The organism is Streptomyces kanamyceticus (assembly GCF_008704495.1).
GTDB lineage: Bacteria > Actinomycetota > Actinomycetes > Streptomycetales > Streptomycetaceae > Streptomyces > Streptomyces kanamyceticus.
On sequence record NZ_CP023699.1, the window covers coordinates 3,486,317 to 3,503,771 of the forward strand.

Annotated in this window: 17 protein-coding genes; 8 read left to right on the plus strand and 9 right to left on the minus strand. The window is 72.9% G+C overall.

From position 1 onward, the window contains the following. Window positions 1–35 precede the first annotated feature (35 nt). Window positions 36–686, plus strand: a complete 651-nt coding sequence (locus tag CP970_RS14040) for a CGNR zinc finger domain-containing protein (protein ID WP_055546686.1) — start codon at window positions 36–38, stop codon at window positions 684–686. Here the strand turns inward: CP970_RS14040 and sodX are convergent. Then, the gene (gene sodX / locus CP970_RS14045) at window positions 569–1,003 is read right to left on the minus strand and encodes a nickel-type superoxide dismutase maturation protease (RefSeq protein WP_079043440.1); all 435 of its coding nucleotides are present in this window, start codon (window positions 1,001–1,003) and stop codon (window positions 569–571) included. The genes CP970_RS14040 and sodX overlap by 118 nt on opposite strands. 144 nt (window positions 1,004–1,147) lie before the next feature. Between sodX and sodN the strand changes: the two genes are divergently transcribed. Continuing rightward, on the plus strand, window positions 1,148–1,543 hold the full coding sequence (gene sodN / locus CP970_RS14050; protein WP_055546684.1) for a superoxide dismutase, Ni: 396 nt from the start codon (window positions 1,148–1,150) through the stop codon (window positions 1,541–1,543). Window positions 1,544–1,715: 172 nt separating this feature from the next. After that, entirely contained in the window at window positions 1,716–2,303 is a 588-nt protein-coding gene (locus CP970_RS14060; protein WP_055546682.1) for a DUF2867 domain-containing protein, read from the plus strand. Window positions 2,304–2,480: 177 nt separating this feature from the next. Here the strand turns inward: CP970_RS14060 and CP970_RS14065 are convergent, their stop codons facing one another. Together CP970_RS14065 and CP970_RS14070 are read right to left on the minus strand one after the other, a co-directional pair. Then, window positions 2,481–3,131 (minus strand): response regulator, encoded by a 651-nt coding sequence (locus CP970_RS14065; RefSeq protein ID WP_150493350.1) that lies wholly within the window; start codon window positions 3,129–3,131, stop codon window positions 2,481–2,483. Next, a complete protein-coding gene (locus tag CP970_RS14070; RefSeq protein WP_150493352.1) occupies window positions 3,131–5,266 on the minus strand; it encodes a sensor histidine kinase in 2,136 nt (711 codons plus the stop codon). Before CP970_RS14070 ends, CP970_RS14065 begins: the two co-directional genes overlap by 1 nt. Window positions 5,267–5,368: 102 nt before the next feature. Here CP970_RS14070 and CP970_RS14075 point away from each other — a divergent pair, with 102 nt between their 5' ends. Then, the gene (locus CP970_RS14075) at window positions 5,369–6,409 is read left to right on the plus strand and encodes a CPBP family intramembrane glutamic endopeptidase (protein WP_150493354.1); all 1,041 of its coding nucleotides are present in this window, start codon (window positions 5,369–5,371) and stop codon (window positions 6,407–6,409) included. 166 nt (window positions 6,410–6,575) lie between these two features. Then, entirely contained in the window at window positions 6,576–8,690 is a 2,115-nt protein-coding gene (locus CP970_RS14080; RefSeq protein ID WP_055554626.1) for an elongation factor G, read from the plus strand. Between the two features lie 32 nt (window positions 8,691–8,722). Here CP970_RS14080 and CP970_RS14085 read toward each other — a convergent pair whose 3' ends face one another. Next, the gene (locus tag CP970_RS14085) at window positions 8,723–9,649 is read right to left on the minus strand and encodes a sigma-70 family RNA polymerase sigma factor (RefSeq protein WP_055554624.1); all 927 of its coding nucleotides are present in this window, start codon (window positions 9,647–9,649) and stop codon (window positions 8,723–8,725) included. 95 nt (window positions 9,650–9,744) lie between these two features. On the opposite strand from CP970_RS14085, the gene CP970_RS14090 reads away from it, so the two are divergent. After that, a complete protein-coding gene (locus CP970_RS14090) occupies window positions 9,745–10,719 on the plus strand; it encodes an aminoglycoside phosphotransferase family protein (RefSeq protein WP_224058430.1) in 975 nt (324 codons plus the stop codon). Between the two features lie 42 nt (window positions 10,720–10,761). On the opposite strand, the gene CP970_RS14095 is transcribed toward CP970_RS14090, so the two are convergent. Then, window positions 10,762–11,397, minus strand: a complete 636-nt coding sequence (locus CP970_RS14095) for an HAD-IA family hydrolase (protein WP_055554622.1) — start codon at window positions 11,395–11,397, stop codon at window positions 10,762–10,764. Between the two features lie 118 nt (window positions 11,398–11,515). Here CP970_RS14095 and CP970_RS14100 point away from each other — a divergent pair, with 118 nt between their 5' ends. Then, window positions 11,516–12,328: a tyrosine-protein phosphatase gene (locus CP970_RS14100; protein WP_055554620.1), complete on the plus strand. Its 813-nt coding sequence runs from the start codon at window positions 11,516–11,518 to the stop codon at window positions 12,326–12,328. A 471-nt stretch (window positions 12,329–12,799) separates the two neighbouring features. On the opposite strand, the gene CP970_RS14105 is transcribed toward CP970_RS14100, so the two are convergent. Further along, on the minus strand, window positions 12,800–13,603 hold the full coding sequence (locus CP970_RS14105; RefSeq protein WP_063806225.1) for an EamA family transporter: 804 nt from the start codon (window positions 13,601–13,603) through the stop codon (window positions 12,800–12,802). Between the two features lie 632 nt (window positions 13,604–14,235). On the opposite strand from CP970_RS14105, the gene CP970_RS14110 reads away from it, so the two are divergent. Continuing rightward, on the plus strand, window positions 14,236–14,763 hold the full coding sequence (locus CP970_RS14110; RefSeq protein WP_150493358.1) for a CGNR zinc finger domain-containing protein: 528 nt from the start codon (window positions 14,236–14,238) through the stop codon (window positions 14,761–14,763). Between the two features lie 91 nt (window positions 14,764–14,854). Here CP970_RS14110 and CP970_RS14115 read toward each other — a convergent pair whose 3' ends face one another. The 3 genes from CP970_RS14115 to CP970_RS14125 form a co-directional block, all read right to left on the minus strand. After that, complete coding sequence (locus CP970_RS14115; protein WP_157877798.1) at window positions 14,855–15,697, minus strand: hypothetical protein; 843 nt, start codon at window positions 15,695–15,697, stop codon at window positions 14,855–14,857. Between the two features lie 197 nt (window positions 15,698–15,894). Further along, on the minus strand, window positions 15,895–16,254 hold the full coding sequence (locus tag CP970_RS14120) for a GntR family transcriptional regulator (RefSeq protein ID WP_150493362.1): 360 nt from the start codon (window positions 16,252–16,254) through the stop codon (window positions 15,895–15,897). A gap of 4 nt (window positions 16,255–16,258) precedes the next feature. Continuing rightward, the gene (locus CP970_RS14125; RefSeq protein ID WP_063806305.1) at window positions 16,259–17,296 is read right to left on the minus strand and encodes a DUF1648 domain-containing protein; all 1,038 of its coding nucleotides are present in this window, start codon (window positions 17,294–17,296) and stop codon (window positions 16,259–16,261) included. Window positions 17,297–17,455: the final 159 nt, after the last annotated feature.

A 17,455-nucleotide genomic window follows, 5' to 3' on the forward strand; every position in this document is an offset into this window, starting at 1 on the left:
GACTCGACGATAGCCCGCGCCCGTAAGGACTACAAGTGGAACTGGCCCATTACTCAGACTTCGCCGTACGCCTGGTCAACAGTGAGGAGCCGGGCCGCGACAAGGACATGCTGACCTCCGTCGAGGTCATCAAGGAGCTGTTCGGGCCGAGCACGCAGATGGCCCGCCGCGCCACGGACTCCGACCTCACGCGCTTCCGTTCGGTGCGGGCCAGGCTCAGGGCAGTCTTCGAGGCGGCCGACGAGGGCGACGAGACGCTCGCCGTCGACCTGCTGAACTCGCTGCTCCTGGAGTTCCCGGTCAGCCCGCAGATCTCGGGCCACGACCACCGGGACGAGGACGGCCGCCCGCTGTGGCACATGCACCTGGCGGACCACTCGTCGAACGCGACCGCGGGGTACGCCGCGATCGCCGCGATGGGCCTCGCCTTCCACCTCACCGAGCACGGCGTGGACCGCTTCGGCCTGTGCGAGGCGGCGCCGTGCCGCAACGCCTACCTCGACACCTCGACGAACCGCTCCCGGCGCTACTGCTCGGACCGCTGCGCGACCCGCGCCAACGTCGCCGCCTACCGCGCCCGCAAGCGCTTGGAGACGGAGCGGTCGGCCGGTACGGGCCGCGCGGCGGACAGCGCCCAGCGCACCGCCGCGAACGGCGAACGCCGCCCCGGCGCGGGCGGGCGGTAGCGGAACCGCACCTTCCCCAGGACGAGGTCCTCGGGAACGACTCCGTAGTCCGTGCTGTCGCCGCCCGCGAACGCGTTGTCGCCGAGCACCCACCAGCCGCCGTCACGGCGCTCGGTGGCGCGCTTGACGACCAACAGGTCCTGCTGGAACGGATGGCGCAGCACCACCACGTCCCCCGGGCGCACGCGCGCGCCCCAGTGCACGAGCAGCCGGTCCCCGTGGCGCAGCGTGGGCACCATCGAAGGCCCCGTCACCTCCGCCGCGCCAAACGGCAAGACGGCCCTTCCGCGCTCGGTCTCCTGTGACAGCTCCGGCATCACCGCACCTCCCCGGTCCTATCCTCCACCAGTCCCAGTCTGACCCTGGACTTTTGTCCTAAGCCCATGGGGGCACCCGCAAAAACCCGCCTCTCACGGAGTAATGTCCCACCTGAGAAGACGATCACGAGGAAGGACAGCAACATGCTTTCCCGCCTGTTTGCCCCCAAGGTGAAGGTCAGCGCCCACTGCGACCTGCCCTGCGGCGTGTACGACCCGGCCCAGGCCCGCATCGAGGCGGAGTCGGTCAAGGCCGTCCAGGAAAAGATGGCCGGCAACGACGACGTGCACTTCCAGGCACGCGCCACGGTCATCAAGGAGCAGCGCGCCGAGCTCGCCAAGCACCACGTCTCGGTGCTCTGGAGCGACTACTTCAAGCCCCCGCACTTCGAGAAGTACCCGGAGCTGCACCAGCTGGTCAACGACGCCCTCAAGGCCCTCTCGGCCGCCAAGGCCTCGAAGGACCCGGCCACGGGCCAGAAGGCGCTGGACTACATCGCCCAGATCGACAAGATCTTCTGGGAGACCAAGAAGGCCTGATCTCCGGCCAGGCCGTCCGACCCGTGGTTGCGCGGGTCGCATCGCCTACTTGACCGCACCCGGTCCGCGGGTCGCCGAGCACGGCGTCCATGACGGACGGGGTGCGGTTCTCGTTTCCCCGGCTTCCCCCGTACTCCTCGTAGCTCCCCGCACTGAAGGAGACGACGTCAGCATGAAGCTGCCCGACACCGCGCACACGTCCCGCCCTTGGCGGATCCACGAGATCGCGCACGACTTCCGCCTCTACGACGTCTGGGCGCTGCCGACGCCCGGCGGCCCCGACGACTTCCCGCGCCTGGTGCGGAACACGGCCGCGGGCGACACGACGGGCAACCCCTCCTGGATCGCCCGCACGCTCTTCGCGATCCGCTGGAAGCTCGGGAAGCTGTTCGGCTGGGACGACCCGAAGGCGGGCCTCGGCTCCCGGGTCCCGACCCTGCGCGACCGGCTGCCGCGGGATCTGCGCGAAGGCCCGACCGGACCCGAGTTCGACCGGCTGCCCTTCACCTCGGTCTATCTGACCGACGACGAGTGGGCGGCGGAGGTGGCCAACTCCACCGTGCACGCGGTGCTGCACCTGGGCTGGGTCCCGGACGGGTCCGGTGGCTTCCGCGGCCAGATGGCCGTCCTCGTGAAGCCCAACGGCCTGTTCGGCAAGGCGTACATGGCGGCGATCGCACCCTTCAGGTACCTGCTCGTCTACCCGGCGATGATGCGCGGCATCGCGCGCGATTGGCACGAGTCGGCGCCCCGGCCGTGACCTCGCGGCGCGCTAGGGCCCTTCTGACGGATCTCCGTGGGAGAAGGAGCGGCGTTCGGTGCGTGCCCTCGGCGTGCGGTGTGAAGGGTCATGTGGCGGAGCCACCTGTCCCTTTGCGCCGTGCGGCGAGGGTGCGTGCCGGGCGTCGCGACGCCGCGGAGATCCGTCAGAAGGGCCCTAGGGCGTACGCCGAGGTCTGGCGAGGCCCAGGTCGTACGCGAGGATCGTCGCCTGGACCCGGTCGCGCAGGCCCAACTTGCCGAGCAGGGCGTTGACGTGGGACTTCACCGTGCCGGTCGTCACGCCGAGCGCCTCGGCGATCTCCGCGTTGGTGTGGCCCGCGGCCACCAGGGTCAGGACCTCGCGTTCGCGGGGCGTGAGGGACTCCAGGAGTTCGGGGTCCGGGGCGGGGGCCGTGTCGGCGAAAGCGGCGATCAGGCGGCGCGTGACGGTGGGCGCGAGCATGGCCTCGCCCGATGCGACCACGCGGATCCCCGCGAGGAGTTCCTCGGGCAGCGCGTCCTTGAGCAGGAAGCCGGACGCTCCGGCGCGCAGGGCGTCGTGGACGTAGGCGTCCTGGTCGAAGGTGGTCAGGACCAGGACGCGCGGGGCCTGCGCGCCCCGTCCCTCGGTGAGCAGGCGGGTCGCGGTCAGGCCGTCCATGCCCGGCATGCGGATGTCCATCAGGACGACGTCCGGCGCGAGTTCGCCCGCGAGCCGCACGGCAGCCGCCCCGTCCTCCGCCTCGCCCACCACGTCCAGGTCCGGCTCCGCGTCGACGATCGCCGCGAATCCCGCACGGACCACCGCCTGGTCGTCGACGACCATCACTCGGACGGTTCCAGCACGGTCCGCGCCGCCGGTCCGGTCTTCGCCGTCCGCGCTCTCGGCAATGAGGGGGGTGATGGTGGTGCCTCCTTCGGAGTAGTGGTGGGGGGTGTGGGGACCGGGGGTGGACCCGGGCCCCCCGGGCGCCCGGCGCCCTGGTGCGCCGCACGGCCCGTAGCCGACGCCGTGGTCTCCCTCAAGGTGCTCAGGAGGTCCCGCATCGCCGACAGGGCCGCCCTCGCCGCGTCCGCGACGGACCGCAGGTCACCGGCCTCGGCGCGGGTGATGACGTCGGATGCGTGTCGCAGGACCTCGCCGCGCAGTTCCACGGCGATGCGGCGGCGCTCCTCGTACGCCTCGACGACCGCCGAGTGCACCGTCGCCGCGAGGGCGTGGTCCTCGTACGCCCTGATGCGTTCGCGGCGGGTACGGACCACCGCGCCGATGCCCCAGAGCGCGGCCAGCGGGAACAGGAAGACCGTGCCGATCGCGCAGGCCAGGAAGAGGAGGAGACCGAGGCCGTCGCCGTCCGCCGCGAGTTCCGGCATGCCGTCGGCCGTCGCCAGGGCGAGCGAGGCGAGCGTGAGACCGGCCGCGCCCACCGCGGGTACGGGCCAGGTGAAGCGGGCCGGACCCGCGTACTCCGCCACCGCGTACACGCCCACGCACGCCGCCGCGCCCCCGGACGCCATCAGGCACAGCGCCACGTCGGGGTCCAGCACGCCGAAGGCGATGCCGAGCGGCGCGCACCAGGTCGCCGCGAGCGCCGCGCACAGGACCGCCCAGGGCGCCCTGCGCCGCCACAGCAGCGGCAGGGTCTGCGCGAGCACGGGGCCGATGGCCGTCCAGAAGTCCGCGGGGCGTTCGACGAGCACCGCGAAGACGGGGAACGCGGCGACCGCGAGCACGGTCGCCCCGTCGGTCACGTCGAGGCCGCGCACGGCCGGGTGGCGCGCCATCCGGCCGTGCGGACCCCCCGTGCCGAGCGGCAGCCGCGCGCGCACGGCCCAGCCGGGTCCGTCCTCGCGCGGCCCCGCCTCCAGGGTTCCGTCCAGCGCGACGGCCCGTTCCCGCATGCCGAGCGTGCCGCGCCCCGAGCCGAGCCGCTGACCGGCCCCAGGTCCTGCCGCGCCCCCGTGCGCCTCGGGCGCCCCGTCGTCCTCGACCGTCAGGTCCACCGCCCCGTCGCGGTCCGCCACCTCCACGCGTACGCGGACGGCGGCCCCCGGCGCGTACCGCAGCGCGTTGGTGAGGGCCTCGCGCACGATGCCGAACGCCGCGTCCGCCACCGGCCCCGTCAGCGCCGCGAGGTCCTGATCGACGTCGACGGCCGGACGCGCTCCCAGGCGGGCGAATCCGGCGGCCAGTTCGTCGACGCGTTCCGCGAGGGCGCTGTCCTCGTCCGCCGCCGACGTCCGCATCATCGCCACCAGGCGGTGCAGGGCGGCCAGCGTCTCGCGGCCGCTGTCCGCCGCGAGCTCCAGGGCCTGCGCGGTCAGTTCCGGCCTGCTCCCGCCGAGCCGCAGGGCGGCGTCCGCGGTGACCACCACCGAGGTGAGGTGGTGGGCGCTGACGTCGTGCAGTTCACGGGCCAGGCGCTGCCGTTCGGTGGTGGCGGCCCTGCCCCGGTCCGCCTCGGCCCGCGCGAGGTCCCTGGCGGCGGCCCGGTGTCCCGCGTGCCTGCGGCGGCGGCCGCGGCCCAGGCCGAGGACCGTCAGGACGAGCGCGCCGCTCACCAGGATCTCGCCGCCGACGGCGGCCGCGGAGTCGAGCTGCACCATCGCACGGACGGTCTCGCACCCGGCGAGCACCGCCCCGACGAGGGCGGCCCGCCGTGCCGGGCAGCGCACGGCGACCGAGTACAGGGCCACGAGCAGGCTCACCGAGTGCAGCAGCGACGCGTCCTCGGGCAGCGGCAGGCACGCGAGCAGGACGGCCTCGGTGGCGAGCGCGGCGACGACGGGGTGCCTTCGGCGTACGCCGAGCGCGACGGTGACCGCGACCGCCGCGCCGAGCCCCGCCAACAGCCCGTCGGCGCCGACGGGATCGCCGTCCCGCAGCAGGCGGCCCGGCCAGTAGGCCAGCTGCAGCATCACGAGGAGGACGGGCAGCAGCCAGTTCCGTATCCGCTCCATATCGGCCCCAAGGATACGGAGCGGCGTCTATCCCTGGTTAGAGAGCCTGATCGTGCCGACGGGCGACGCTTGCGCGCGCGGTGATCCGGAATGCTGAGAAGCATGACGACGACGCCCCCGCCGGCCGGTCCGCCGCAGCGACACCCGGCAGATCCGTACGCCTACGCGCCGCACGCCGAGTACCCGCCGTACGCCCAGTACCCGCCGCACGCCCCCTACGTCCCCTACACCCCCTACGTCCCTCCGCCCCTCCCCTACCACCGCCTCGCCCTGATCACGGGCCGCCACCAGTGGTGGCGGCCGCTCGCCGGGACCGGTCTGGTGCTCGCGGGGGCCGTGGCCGTCTCGCTCGTGGTGCTGCTCGGCGGCGAGATCGTGGGCGCGGCCCTGAACCGGCCCACCGGCAAGGACGGGTTCCGGGTGTGGGGCGGCGTCGGCGAGACGGGGCAGGCCCTGCTCTCGCTGGCGCTGCTGCTTCCCGTGGTGCTGGCCGCCGCGCACTGGGCGCAGCGGCGTCCGGCGGGGACGCTGTCGTCGGTGACCGGGCGGCTGCGGTGGGGCTGGCTCGGACGGTGCGCGCTGGTGGGACTCCCGCTGGTCGCGGGGTCGTTCGGGGTCATGCTGCTGCTGCCCGAGACGGGCGGTGCGGGACCGGAGGGCACGGAGTGGGCGGGGCTCGGGAACTTCCTGCTCGGGCTCGCGATGGTGTGCGTCCTCGTGCCGTTCCAGGCGGCGGCGGAGGAGTACGCGTTCCGGGGCTGGCTCACCCAGGCGGTCGGCGCCTGGTGCCGGTCGCCGTGGGTGGCGATCCTGCCGCAGGCGCTGCTGTTCGCCGCGGCCCACGGGTGGGGCACGCCGTGGGGGTTCGCGGACCTCGTGGTGTTCGGCCTCGTCGCGGGCGTCCTGACGGTGCGTACGGGCGGACTTGAGGCCGCGATCGGCCTGCACGTGCTCAACAACCTGCTCGCGATGGGTGTCTCGGCGGCGATCGCGGGGGCGCTCGCCTCCGACGAGACGGCGGCCGACATGGACTGGACGGCGGTGGCCGTCGACGTCGTGATGCTCTGCGCGTACGCGGCGGTCGTGCTGTGGCTGGCGCGGCGACGGGAGGTCCGGTCGGTGTCCCCGGGGACCGCGCGGTAAATCGGTTGCCGCACGCGCGGGCCGCCTGCTGCACTGGGGCAAGTCGGCGAGAGCCCGGCACCACTACGTCAGGCCCGAACCAGGCCCGAGTCAGGAGAGAAAATGCGGCGTTCGTGCATGTCCATCCCGGAAGGAAGTCACCCCTCTTCTAAGGACATGACGGTACGTGCATTCATCTGCTCCGCACACCCTGAACCTGGGCATTCTCGCCCACATCGACGCCGGTAAGACCAGCCTGACCGAGCGGCTCCTGCACGCCGCCGGTGTCATCGACGAGCCAGGACGCGTCGACGACGGCAGCACGCAGACCGATTCGCTCGCCCTGGAGCGACAGCGCGGCATCACGATCAAGTCCGCGGTCGTCTCCTTCGTGATCGACGCCCCGGAAGGCGACGACGCGGGCGGCGGCGCGGGCGACAACGCGAGCGGCGGCGTCAAGGTCAACCTCATCGACACCCCCGGCCACCCGGACTTCATCGCCGAGGTGGAGCGGGTCCTGAGCGTGCTCGACGGCGCGGTGCTCGTGATCTCCGCCGTGGAGGGCGTGCAGGCGCAGACCCGCGTCCTGCTGCGCACCCTGCGCCGACTGCGCATCCCCACGCTGATCTTCGTGAACAAGACGGACCGTCGCGGCGCCCGGTACGAGGGCGTGCTCGACCACATCGCCGCGCGCCTCACCCCGGACATCGTCCCGATGGGCACGGTCCCCGGCCTCGGCACGCGCGAGGCGCGCTTCGTCCCGTTCACCGCCGACGGCGCCGCTGACAGCGGCTTCACCGCCCGCCTGACCGAGCTGCTCGCCTCGCACGACGACGCGGTTCTCGCCGCGTACGTCGAGGACGCGGCATCCCTTTCGTACGACCGACTGCGCGCCGAACTGGCCCGGGCGACCCACCGCGCGCTCGTGCATCCCGTCTTCTTCGGCTCGGCCGTGACGGGCGTCGGAGTCGCCGAACTGGCGGCCGGTATCAGGGAGTTCCTGCCCTCGGACGCCGGTGACCACGAAGGCCCCGTCTCCGGCAGCGTCTTCAAGGTGGAGCGCGGGGCGGCCGGGGAGAAGATCGCCTACGTACGGATGTTCTCCGGCACGGTCCGCACGCGCGACCTCGTCGACATCGTGACGGCCGAGGACACCGACAGCGGCCGCGCGGGCAAGGTCACCGCCGTCACCGTCTTCGACCAGGGCAAGGACGTGCGGCACGCGGAGGTCGGCGCGGGGTGGATCGGCAAGCTCTGGGGGCTCGGCGACGTCCGCATCGGCGACGTGATCGGCGTACCGCGCAAGGGAGTCGAGCCCGGCGCGCACCACTTCGCGCCGCCGACCCTGGAGACGGTCGTCGCCCCGGTCCGCCCGTCCGACCGGGGCGCCCTGCACGTCGCGCTCACCCAGCTCGCCGAGCAGGACCCGCTGATCGGCCTGCGGCAGGACGCCGTCCGCCAGGAAGTGTCGGTCTCGCTCTACGGAGAGGTGCAGAAGGAGGTCGTCCAGGCGACGCTCGCCGAGGACTTCGGGCTCGACGTCTCCTTCCGCGAGACCACGACGATCTGTGTGGAGCGGGTCGTCGGCACGGGCGCGGCGTTCGAGATCATCGACAAGGACCCCAACCCGTTCCTCGCCACGGTCGGCCTGCGGGTGGCGCCCGCGCCGCTCGGCGCCGGGGTGGATTTCCGGCTCGGGGTCGAGCTCGGTTCGATGCCGTACGCGTTCTTCCGGGCGGTCGAGGAGACCGTCAGGGAGACCCTGCACCAGGGCCTGTACGGCTGGCGCGTCCCCGACTGCACGGTCACGATGACGCACTCCGGCTACTGGCCCCGGCAGAGCCACGCGCACGGCACCTTCGACAAGAGCATGTCGAGCACCGCGGGCGACTTCAGGAACCTCACGCCGCTGGTCCTGATGGACGCGCTGCGCCGGGCGGGCACAGTGGTGCACGAGCCGATGCACCGCTTCAGGATCGACGTGCCGGGCGACACGTTCGGCGCGGTCCTGCCCGCGCTCGGGCGGCTGCGGGCGGTACCGCACACGCCGACCACGAGCGGAGCGTCGTACCACGTCGAGGGGGACATCCCCGCGAAGCAGGTGCACGCCCTGGAGCAGCTCCTGCCCGGACTCACGCGCGGCGAGGGCGAGTTGGAGTCCGCCTTCGACCACTACGAGCCCGTGCGGGGCGCCCCGCCCACCCGCGGCCGGACGGATCACGACCCGCTGAGCCGCAAGGAGTACCTGCTGCGGGTGGTGCGCCGCACGTCCGGCGCGAGCCGGGAGGAGCCGGTCACGTGACACCGTCCGCACGCCCGCGGAGCGGGTCCCACTCAGTCGTCGAACGACGGAATGCCGAGCCCCGCGAGCCGCTCCCGGTCCGCGATGATGTTGATCTCCACGATCCGGCCGCCCACGACCGTGAACGACGCGAGGGAGAACGGCTCGCCGTCCGGGACGGCGACGAGCCCCGGCACCCCGTTGACCAGGACCAGGCGCGAGACCGGCGCGAACCGCGCGAACATCGCCGCCTGCCCGGCCACCGTCGCCGCGCCCCGCACCAGCTTCGACAGGCCCGACGACAGTTCGCCGGTGTCCGCGCGCAACACGACGTCCGGGTCGAGGAGTTCGAGCAGTGCCTCGAAGTCGCCCGCCTTCGTCGCGGCCATCCAGGCCTCGACGACCTCGCGCTGCTTGGCGAGGTCGGTGTCAGGGGCGGGCGCCGAGCCCTGCACGCGGCGCCGGGCCCTGCTCGCCAGCTGCCGGGTCGCGGCCGCCGAGCGCTCCACCACGGGCGCGATCTCGTCGAAGGGCACGGCGAACATGTCGTGCAGCACGAACGCGAGGCGCTCGGCGGGCGCGAGGGTCTCCAGTACGACGAGGAGGGCGAGGCCGACCGAGTCGGCGAGCAGCACCTCCTGCTCGGGGTCGGCGACCGCGTCCATGCGGCCGACCACCGGGTCCGGCACGTGCGTGTCCAAGGAGGCGCCCAGGGACACGTCCAAGGAGTCCTCGCGCCGGGACTGCCGCGAGCGCAGCATGTCGAGACACATCCGCCCCACGACGGTCGTCAGCCAGCCGCCGAGGTTCTCCACCGCGCCGGAGTCGGAGCGGCTGAGCCGCAGCCACGTCTCCTGGACGGCGTCCTCGGACTCGCTCAGGGAGCCGAGCATGCGGTACGCGACGGCGTTCAGGCGGGGCCTGTGCTCCTCGAACCGGGCCGCGAGGGCGGCAGCGGCAGCGGCTTCGTTCTGGTCCATGCGTCACATTCTCCCGTCGCGGTCCGTCATGACAATGACGGATCGGACCGTTCCGGTGTGACGTTTCCCCCTGCTCTCACCAGGAGTTCCTCTTGTTGACCGATGACGATTCGCCGTCCGATGACGACTTGCTGATCGACGACGACCTGCTGATCGACGACGACTTGCTGATCGACGACGATCTCGTCCGGGGGCTGCTCGCCGAGCAGTTCCCGCGGTGGGCGGAGCTGCCCGTCTCGTCCGTGCCGCTGCCCGGCATGGACAACGCGACCTTCCGGCTCGGCGACGACCTCTCGGTCCGGCTGCCCCGCTACGAGCGCTGGATCGGGCAGGTCGAACGCGAACAGCGCTGGCTGCCGTGGCTCGCCCCGCAACTGCCCATCGCCATCTCCGCACCGCTCGCGTCGGGGCGGCCCGGCCGGGGCTACCCCTTCCCGTGGTCGGTCTGCCGCTGGCAGGAGGGCGAGGCGGCGACCACCGAAAGCCTCGCCGACCCGGTGCGCACGGCCACCGAACTGGCCGGATTCATCAGGGCGTTGCAGAGGATCGACGCGACCGGCGGCCCGGCCCCCTGCCTGAGCAACGCCTTCCGGGGCGAGCGCGTGGGCACGGAGTGCGACTCGCTGGCCGCCGACTCCCTCGTACGCGCGAAGATCGCCAAGCTGGCCGGGATCGTCGACACGGACGCCGTGACGGCGGTGTGGGAGGCGGCACTCGCCGCGCCCGCGTGGGACCGTCCCCCGGTGTGGCTGCACGGCGACCTCGCGACCGGCAACCTCCTCGCCGTGGAGGGCCACTTGAGCGCCGTCATCGACTTCGGGACGCTCGCGGTGGGCGACCCGGCCTGCGATCTGATCCCGGCCTGGATGTTCCTGCCCGCCGCGGCGCGGGACACGTTCCGCGAGGCGGTGGACCAGGACGACGCGACGTGGGCACGGGCCCGCGGCCTGGCGCTCGCCGGATCGCTGCCGGTCCCCGACGACCCGTTCTTCGCGGTTCCCGCGCGGGTGACGGCGTCGCTGCGGCACCTGGACGCGGTGCTTGAGGATTTCCGGGCGTACGGGGGGTAGTTCCGAGCTGCTGCCCTGTCTCTCGCTGTCACACGGGGTCAGTCAGACCTGGAGCGCCGGCTCCAACACCGCGCGCAGGTCCGCGTGTTCGCGGTACAGCAGCCCGGTCATGCCGAGCGCGGCGGCCGCGTCCACGTTCTCCTGGCGGTCGTCGACGAAGAGGCAGCGGGCCGGGGCGACCCCGGCCCGCTCCGCCGCCGTCTCGTAGATGCGGCGGTCCGGCTTGACGATGCCGAGGTCGGCGCTGCTGATCACGTCGTCCACGAGCCCGCTGGGCCCGGTGAGCCCGAGCAGCGCGAGATCGTCGGCCAACCACGGCGTCGCGTTGGTGACGAGCAGCACGGGCAGACCGGCGGCGCGGGCCCGCCGCAGCATTCCCACGACCACCTCGTCGGCGCGGAACTTCGCCTCGGCGAGCGTGCTGGCGAGCTCCCGGCCGCGCGCGTGGGACACCCGGTCGGCGAGCCCGCGCGCGATCGCGTCGATCCACTGGTCCTTGGTGATCTCGCCGCGCATCAGCGGCAGGTCGGTCTCGGGCGCGAAGGCGATCTCGGCGGTACTGCCCGCGGCGAGCCCCGCCTCACGCTCCAACTGCTCCAGTTCCGCCATGTCGTAGAAGCGGATCACGCCGTCGAGGTCGCTGAGTACGGCGTCGAACGCGCGGCCGGAGATCGTCATCGCATGTGTCTATCACGGGGGCGAGGTCCGGGCGGCCCGCCCTCTAAGGACCCGTCCAAGGTCCCGTCCAAGGTCCCGTCCAAGGTCCCGTCCAAGGTCCCGTCTAAGGTCCCGTTACGTGAACCGACACGACAGTCTCGACAGACACATACCGTTCGCGCGCCTGCACAACGTCCGTGACCTGGGGGGCCTGCGCACCGCCGACGGACGTGCGGTGCGGTGGGGGCTTCTGTACCGCGCCGACTCGCTCGGCAAGCTGCGGGCCGACGAGGGGGCGGACGAGGCCGAGCGCGCGGACTGGGCACGCTTCCGCGCGCTCGGCCCACGTACCGTCGTCGATCTGCGCTACGACTGGGAGATCGACGCCAAGGGCCGGGTGCCGGAGCTGCCCGACCTCGCGTACCACCAGCTGAGCATCGAGCACCGGCCCTACGACCAGGCGGCGCTCGGCCCGGACGTCGATCCCGGACCGTATCTCGCCGAGCGGTACTTGGAGGTGGCGCACGACGGCGTCAAGGAGATCAGGGGCGTCCTCGACGTCATCGCGGCATCGGCGGCGGCCGATGAGCCCCTCGTGTTCCACTGCGCGTCCGGCAAGGACCGCACCGGGCTGATCGCCGCCCTGGTCCTGGCACTGCTGGGCGTCCCCGACGACGTGATCATCGAAGACTTCGCCCTCACCGACCACGCGTCGCCCCGCCTACGCGCGGACTGGCGGGCCGCACACCCCGACGCCCCCAACCTCTGGCCGGGCTACGGCAAGGCGCCCGCGGAGGTCATGACGCTGTTCCTCAGGGCACTGGCGGAGCGGTACGGGTCCGTACGGGGGTACGCCGATGAACTCCTCGGTACGGATGGGGAGTTCGTGGAGGTGCTGCGGGGGGCGTTGCTGGGGGCTCCGGGGTTCGAACCTCAGGATCCCCGCGCCTGAGCTTCGGCACTTCTGGGCCCTTGACGCCCGGCCCCGCCTCCTGGACTCCCAGCTCCGGGATTCTGGGCTTCCCGGCTTCCCGGCTTCCCAGCTCCCGACTTCCGGTTTCCCGGCTTCCCCGCTTCCCGCCCTCGTACAGAACACCCTCCGATCCACCTCCACAACCCGGAAGCCCGGAGCCCCGGAAGCCGGAGGCCGGGAGCCGGGAGCCGGGAGCCGGGAAACCGGAAGTCGGGAGGCCCGGAATCCGGGGCCGAGGGCCCGGAGGCCAGGCCGATCAACGCTGCAAGCAGGGAAAAGCCCCGGAGCCAGCGCTCCGGGGAGCCCGGAGGCCGAAAACCCGGGAAACCGGGGAGGCCGGGAAGGCCGGGAAGGCCGGGAAGGCCGGGAAGGCCGGGAAGCTGCCCCCCTGGAGTCGAGAGGCTCAAGCCCGCCGGGCCCCTGGAGCCCGGCGGGCTTGAGCCACCCGGTTCACTCTGCCGTCCGCACGGACCACGCCCCCGCCGCGACCACCAGAGCCATCGCCCCGTACTCCCGGAGCCCGAGCCGTTCGCCGAGGACGACGAAACCCACGCCCGCGCCCACCGCGGGCCCCAGCGCGAGCAGCACGCCGAAGGTCCGCGCGCCGATGCGGCGCAGGGCGAGCATGTCCAGGGAGTACGGGATCAGCGACGAGAGCAGCGCGACCAGGAATCCCGTGCCGAGCAGCGCCGGATGCGCGACGACGGACCGCCCGTCGACGGCCGCCGCGACCGGCACCAGCAGGCAGGCCCCGATCCCGAGCGCCACGGTGAGCCCGTCCCAGCCCGGAAAGAGCCGCCCCACGCGCTGGTTGAGGACCACGTAACCGGCCCTGCAGAGCGCGGCCGCCGCCCCCGCCACGACCCCGACGCCGGGCAACGCGCCGCCCGGCACGGCGAGCAGCAGTACCCCGGCGAGCGCGAGCAGCCCGGAAAGGAGGTGCGCGGCCCTGCGGGACAGCGCGAGCGCGAGGGCCAGCGGGCCGAGGAGTTCGAGGGTCGCCGCGACGCCCAGCGGAAGGTGGCGGATCGCCTGGAAGTACGCGGCGTTCATCCCGGCGAAGACGACACCGAGCCCGGCCGCGGCCCACCACTGCGCGGCCGTCAGACGCGCGAGCCGCGGCCGGACCACGACCCACAGGACGAGCGCGGCGAACCCGAGCCGCATCCCGGCGAGCGCCGTGGGCCCGACCTGGCCGTACGTTCCCTTGGCCAGCGCGGAACCGAACTGCAGGCTGACGATCTGCGCGAGCACGAGCCCGGCGGCGACGCGAGCGGCCCGCCCGTCACTCTTCCCTGGCCCCTGCGCATCACCTCTCCCCCCGGAACCCGGCGCCGCGCTTCTCCCACCCGAGCCCTCCGCCCCGCCTCTCCTACCCGAGCCCTCCTCAGCGCCTCTCCCCCCGGAACCCCGCACCGCGCCCCTCCTGCCCGAACCCCACGCCGCGCCCCTCCTCCCCGAGTCCCCCGCCCCGCCTCTCCCGCCCGAGCCCTCCTCAGCGCTTCTCCTCCCGGAACCCCGCACCGCGCTTCTCCTGCCCGAACCCCACGCCGCGCTTCTCCCACCCGAGCCCTCCGCCCCGCCTCTCCCGCCCGAGCCCTCCGCAGCACCTCTCCCCCCAGAACCCCGCGCCGCGCCTCCCTTACCCGAGCCCCCCGCCCCGCCTCTCCTCCCCGAGCCCTCCGCAGCGCCTCTCGTCCCCAAGCCCCCTGCCGCGCCTCTCCTCCCGGAGTCCCCCGCAACACCCCTCCCACCCGGCTCCTCCGCAGCACCTCTCTTCCCGGAGCCCCTCGCAGCTCCCCTCCTCCCCGGCCCCTCCGCCGCCCCGCTTCTCCCCAAGTCCCGCGCCGCATCTCTCACGCCCGTCAGCGTGATGTCATGCCCTTATGCATTTCAACCATTACGGAGGCGAGGCGGCCCTGCTCGCCGCCGACCTGGCCAACTCCCACTCCCCCACCCCCGTGGCCCCACTGGCCCCACTGGCCCCACTCCTCGCCGCGCGCGGCATCACGGACCACGACCTCACCACCGCCCAGGAGGACGACCTCCGCGCCTGGTCCGTACGGCTGGCGGAATGCTTCGGACCGCAAGACCTCCCGCACCGCTGCGCCCGCGTCAACGCCCTGCTGGCAGGCGCCTCCAGCAGCCCCCGCATCTCCCTGCACGACGGCCACCCGCACTTCCACTACAGCGCCCCCGCCGCGGATCCGGCCGCCCACGTCCGCGCCCTCACGGCGGCTGGCCTGGCCTACGTCGTCTGTTTCGCCGAGGCCCACCGCCTGGGCCGCTGCGCCCGCACGCCCTGCGGCATCGCCTTCGTGGACACGTCCCGCAACGGCCGCCGCGCGTACTGCTCGGTGCGCTGCGCGAACAACGACGCGGTCGCCCGCCACCGCGAAAGACGACGCCGCTGAGCCACCCGCCACCGAGCCCATGCCACCGTGCTCACGTCACCACGCCCATGTCACTGGGCTCACGTCACACGCGGGGCACGGCGCGCCCCCCTCACTTCTCCCCGAGCACCTCGCGGACGCGCCCCCGCAGCCGCTCCTGGTCCGCGCGCACCGCCTCGTACCGCGCCGCGTGGCGGCGGATGTCGGCACGCTGCTTCTCGTCGCTGACGACCCACCACACCCCGGCGACGTTCAGCTTCCTGTTGCACTCGATGTCGGCGACGGCCGTACCCAACTCCCGTTTCGTCCGCGCGGTGTTGCCGTCCGAGGCGCCCTTGCGCCACGCCTTGTCGAGGAAGGCGTCCCGCGGACTGTCGTACGCCTTGAAGCCCTTGTCCTGGACGCAGCGCGACCAATCACCGAACACCCTACGCACCCTCGCGTCCTTGGCGACGGCCTTGCCGATCTTCTCGGAGCGTTTGGTGACGTACCCCCACAGGAGCGTGCGCTTCGTCGCGTCCCCCATGAGCCGACGCGAACTCTCCCCCGTACAACCGCCCTTGGGCACCTTGAGGCCGTGCACCACGGCACCCGCGTGCCCGGCCCCGCCGAAGTCGTCCAGCACCTCGTGCTCTCGCTGCGTCACCGCCCGCCCCTCCGGCCCCGCGGGCTTCGGCGTGAACTTGGCGTCCGGGTCGAAGCCGTAGCCCCAGCGGCGGGCGTGGTCGAAGTCGAGCACCCCGTACGGGGAAATCGAGACCACCGTCGAGGTGAAGGTCGTGCCCATCTCCCGAAACGGCTCCCGCCGGGGATTGAGGGGAAAGTCGGCGAAGCCGTAGGAGCGCATGCAACGCTGCACGAGACGCGACGTCGCCTGCCCCATGCGCTCGCTGTCGCGATCACTCAACTCATATGCGTCCAGCGGCAGTTCGGGATAGTCCGCGCTACTCCTCACACGCGGCTCACCGTCCCCAAGACTCCGGCCAGACACCCCGCCACCACCAGGCCCGTCCCCGGACCCGCACCCCTCCAACACGGCCCCCACCAGAGCGAGTACACCCCACCGCGCCCTCATCGAACCCCTCCCCAGGCGACATCACCAACCGACCGTGGGACCCTACTCCCCGCCGGAATCCGCCCCCTCCGACGGCCTCACGCCTTCAGCGCATCCCCCACCATCGAGAGAACCTCGTCCTCGGAAAGCCCGAGATCAACAGCGTCCGATACGAACTCCCGCACTCGCTCCACGAGTTGGGCACGAGCCCGCGCCGACGCGCTGTCGGCGACAATGGCACCCCGCCCCCTGCGGAGCTCGATCAGCCCCTCGTCCCGCAGGCGCTGATAGCCGCGGAGCACGGTGTGGACGTTCACGCCGAGCGATCCGGCGAGCATCCGGGCGGCGGGCAGCCGCTCCCCCGGCCCGGCGCTGCCGTCGACGACGGCACGGCGCGCGCAGGCCGCGATCTGATCGGCGAGCGGCACCGCCGATGTCGTATCGATCCGGAACAGCATGCCGTCAGCGCTCCGCGGTCCGTCGTTCGACCAGGGTGTTGAGGAGCGCGGCGGCCGTGGCCGAGTCCTCCACCGTCACGGCGAACAGCTTGCCACTCGTACGCCGTACGACCAGTGCCTCGCCGGACCTGACGATGACCCCGGACCGTCCTGGCCGTACCCGATATCCCCAACCACCGTAATCCGCCATGGCGTTGATGGACTCACTGTCCGCCCGCTCTATCCGGTCCAGCGGCAGCCGTATGCGCGGCCAGGCCAACGCGCTGGGCGAGACGGTGAGACCCCGCCGGTCGACGGTGACGCAGGGCCGGGCGAACGCGGCGACGAGCAGCCCGGCCGCGACCAAGACGAGCGAGCCCGTCCACTCACCCTGCATCCAGGCCAGAGCGACCCCCGCCCCGGCCATCGCGGCACCGAGCCCCCCGAGCCAGGCCGAGCCCGTCCTGCGGACCCACCCGGCCACCTCCGCGTCGCCGAGCCCGAGCCGCACGGCATCGGCGTCCCGCGCGGCGCCGCCCGCCGGGACGTCCGACAGCGCCATACGCCGGGCCAGCGCGAGCCCGAGGAGCGCCCCGACCCCCGCGGCCACCGCGGCGACGCCGACCGCCACGGCCAACTGCCACAGCGGGAACCGGGCCGACGCACCGTCCGCGAGGTCACGGTTGGCGACGAGGCTCGCCGCCATCGGCCACCCGAGGAACGCGGCGGCCGCCCAGCAACCGGCGAGCAGCCCCGCAAGTCCGCGCCGATACGTGCCAAATCCACTCTTGAGCACCATGAACACGGCCACCGCGCCGAGCCCCACGAACAGCGCACTGCCCACCACCAGATAGGCACCCCGCCCCACGTACCCGTCGGCGGCACCGTCGGCACCGAAGTGACTGGCGATCCGCCCGGGCAGCCGGTCCCGCAGCACCGCGTACACCACCAGCTCGCCGAGGAACGCGAGCGCGAACGGCAGTACGGCGACCGAGACAAGACCGGCACGGCCGCGAGGACGCTCGCGACCGGAACGTCCAACGGACCCCTCAACCTGCGACATATAGAAAACCTCCCTTGTTCGCATCCTACTAGAACAATGAAGGCACAAAAGGGGCACACAAGAACGCCACACAAGAACCCCGCACGAGAACGCCGCACAAAGAGGCCACGCCCCACCCGCGTCAACGCCCCCCACCGGCATCGACATCGGCACTCCCCA